The following is a 2,746-nucleotide window of genomic DNA, read 5'->3' as shown; positions in this document are numbered from 1 at the left end:
TCCGCGCTGTCAGCGGCGCGGCGGCAATTCGGCGATCACCGCGCGGGCGGCGGCGGCGGGGTCGGCCTCTTGCCAGATCGGGCGGCCCACCACGATATGATCGGCGCCATCGGCAATCGCCTGATGCGGGGTCGCCACGCGTTTCTGGTCGCCCAGGGCGGCGCCTGCCGGGCGCACGCCGGGAGTGACGATCAGGCGGCCCTTGGCTTGCGGCAGGGCGCGGATCAGCGCGGCCTCTTGCGGGCTGGCGATCACGCCATCGGCGCCTGCCTCCAGCGCGCGGGCGGCGCGTTCCAGCGTGATCTCGTGAATATCACCGGGCTTGATCAGGTTTGCATCCAGATCGGCACGATCCAGCGAGGTCAGCACCGTTACGGCAAGGATTTTCGTCTCGGTGCCCGCCCGCCCCTGCGCTGCCGCCCGCACCACCTGCGGGTCGCCATGCACAGTGAGGAAATCCAAGCCATGCTGGGCGATGCCGCGCACCGCCGCCTCGACCGTGGCGCCGATGTCGAACAGCTTCATGTCCAGAAACACCCGCTTGCCGCGCTCGTGTTTCAGCTCGTTCGCCAGTGCGAAGCCGCCGCCGGTCAGCATGCCCAGCCCGATCTTGTAAAAGCGGGCCGCGTCGCCGATGCGGTCTGCCAGAGCCAGCCCCTGCACCACATTCGGCACGTCCAGCGCAACGATCAGGCGGTCATCGGACATTTTCGCGCTCCTTTTGCATGTCGCGCAGCGGTTTGGGCTGCGATTGCCCGGCTGTCAAGCCGCGAAGCCGGTGCTAGGGTGGGCCATGAGGCAGCGGCATTTGGGGGAGAGCAGCATGCTGGCGGTTTTCGACATAGGCGGCACCCGCATCCGGGGTGCCCGCTCTCCCGCGCCGGGTGTGGTGGAGCGCGAGACCGAGGCGCCGACCCCGACCGGCGATTTTGCCGGGTTCTGCGCCGTGTTGCGGGCCATGGCCGAGGGGGTGCAGGGGGTGGCGATCTCGATCGCGGGCTGTATCGACCCGACGACGGGCCGCATGAAGATTGCCAATATCCCCTGTCTCGATGGCCGCATGGTGGCGGCGGATTTGCAGGCGGCGCTGGCGCTGCCGGTCTGGATCGGCAATGACGCCGATTGCTTTGCCTTGGCCGAGGCGGGCAGCGGCGCCGGGCGCGGGCATCGCACGGTGTTCGGGGTGATTCTCGGCACCGGGGTCGGCGGCGGGCTGGTGATCGACGGGCGGCTGGTGACCGGGGCCGGGGGCTTTGCCGGGGAATGGGGCCATGGTCCGGTGCAGGACAGCCGCCCGCTGGGCCGCGAGGTGCCGCGTCTGGATTGTGGCTGCGGGCAGGTGGGCTGTCTTGATGCCATCGGCTCGGCCCGGGGGATCGAGCGGTTGCATGCCCATCTGCATGGCCGCAGCCTGAAGGCCGAGGCGATCATGGCCGATTGGCAGGCCGAGGATGCCGAGGCCTGCGAAACCGTCGCCGTCTGGCTGGAGGTGGTGGCCGGGCCGCTGGCCATGGTGCTGAATGTGGTGGGGGCCAGCGTGGTGCCGGTGGGCGGCGGGCTGGGCCGGGCGCTGCCGCTGGTCGCCGCGCTGGATGCCGCCGTGGCCGAGCGGCGGCTGTGGCGCGCGCCGCATCCGGTGGTGGTGCCCGCGCAGCTGGGCGGCGAGCCGGGGCTGATCGGCGCCAGCCATGCCGGTTGGACCGCCCTGAACTGGCCGAAATGCTGAGCGGCAGCCGCCCATGATCGAGGCCCACCCATGATTGAGACCAAGCCATGATCGAGGCCAAGCCGTGATCGAGGTCTGTGTCGATACGCTGGCCGGACTTGAGGCCGCTTTGGCCGGGGGCGCCGGGCGGATCGAGCTTTGCGCCGCGCTGGATCTGGGCGGCTTGACCCCCTCTGCCGGGCTGATGCGGGCGGCGGCGGGCTGTGGCCTGCCGGTGCTGGCGATGATGCGCCCGCGCGCCGGGGGCTTTGTCTGGTCTGCGGCCGAGCAGGCGGCCATCTGCGACGACATCGCGGCGGCGCGGGCCGCCGGTCTGGCCGGGGTGGTGCTGGGCGCGAGCCTGCCGGATGGGCGGCTGGACCGCGCGGCGCTGGCGCGGATGACCGCAGCCGCATCCGGCATGCAGATGACGCTGCATCGCTGTTTCGATCTGGTGCCCGATCCGGCGATGGCGCTGGAAACCGCCATCGAGCTGGGCTTTCACCGCGTGTTGACCTCGGGCGGGGCGTTGCGGGCGGCGGAGGGGCTGGCGCGCTTGCAGGCCTTGCAGGCACAGGCGGCGGGGCGCATCGGCATTTTGCCGGGATCGGGGATCAGCGCCGCCAATGCCCCGCTGTTCGCGGCCTTCCCCGAGCTTCATGCCTCTTGCAGCGCGGCAGGGCAGGGGGAGTTGGGGCGGGGCGCGGCTGAACTGGTGCGATTCGGTTTCTCAGCCGTCGCCCCGCGCGAAACCCGCGCCGATCTGGTGGCCGATCTGGTTCAGGCCTCGGGGTCGTGACGGCTGGTGCCCAGCTTGTAGGCGATCTGGCGCAACATGCCGTGGAAGGTGCGCACCTCGGCGCTGGTCAGCGGCAGGCGTGACCACATGTTGCGCAGGGATACTTTCATCCCCGGCGCTTTGGCCTCGGGGAAGAAGAACCCGGCCTGATCCAGCCGGTCCTCGAAATGCTTCGCCAGCGCCTCGATCTCATGGACCTTGGCATATTCGGTGCGGGCAAAGGTCATCACCTCGGGCGCCAC

Annotated in this window: 3 protein-coding genes and 1 pseudogene; 2 read left to right on the top strand and 2 right to left on the bottom strand. The window is 70.5% G+C overall.

Going from position 1 to position 2,746, the window contains the following annotated elements; genetic code table 11:
- Positions 1 to 9 precede the first annotated feature (9 nt).
- Positions 10 to 708, bottom strand: a complete 699-nt coding sequence (gene pyrF / locus JNN06_RS07600) for an orotidine-5'-phosphate decarboxylase (RefSeq protein WP_291238990.1) — start codon at positions 706 to 708, stop codon at positions 10 to 12.
- Positions 709 to 823: 115 nt separating this feature from the next.
- Between pyrF and JNN06_RS07595 the strand changes: the two genes are divergently transcribed.
- Positions 824 to 1,726, top strand: coding sequence for an ROK family protein (locus JNN06_RS07595; protein WP_291238989.1), 903 nt, complete (start codon positions 824 to 826; stop codon positions 1,724 to 1,726).
- Positions 1,727 to 1,790: 64 nt separating this feature from the next.
- Positions 1,791 to 2,504 (top strand): copper homeostasis protein CutC, encoded by a 714-nt coding sequence (locus JNN06_RS07590; protein WP_291238988.1) that lies wholly within the window; start codon positions 1,791 to 1,793, stop codon positions 2,502 to 2,504.
- Here the strand turns inward: JNN06_RS07590 and JNN06_RS07585 are convergent.
- Positions 2,486 to 2,746 (bottom strand): annotated as a pseudogene (locus tag JNN06_RS07585) (hypothetical protein); the annotation flags it as partial. The gene JNN06_RS07590 and the pseudogene JNN06_RS07585 sit on opposite strands and share 19 nt — an antisense overlap.

The organism is Gemmobacter sp. (genome assembly GCF_016792925.1).
Taxonomy (GTDB): domain Bacteria; phylum Pseudomonadota; class Alphaproteobacteria; order Rhodobacterales; family Rhodobacteraceae; genus Gemmobacter.
Note: the sequence above shows the minus strand (reverse complement) of the source record. Positions and strands in the feature narration are given on the sequence as shown.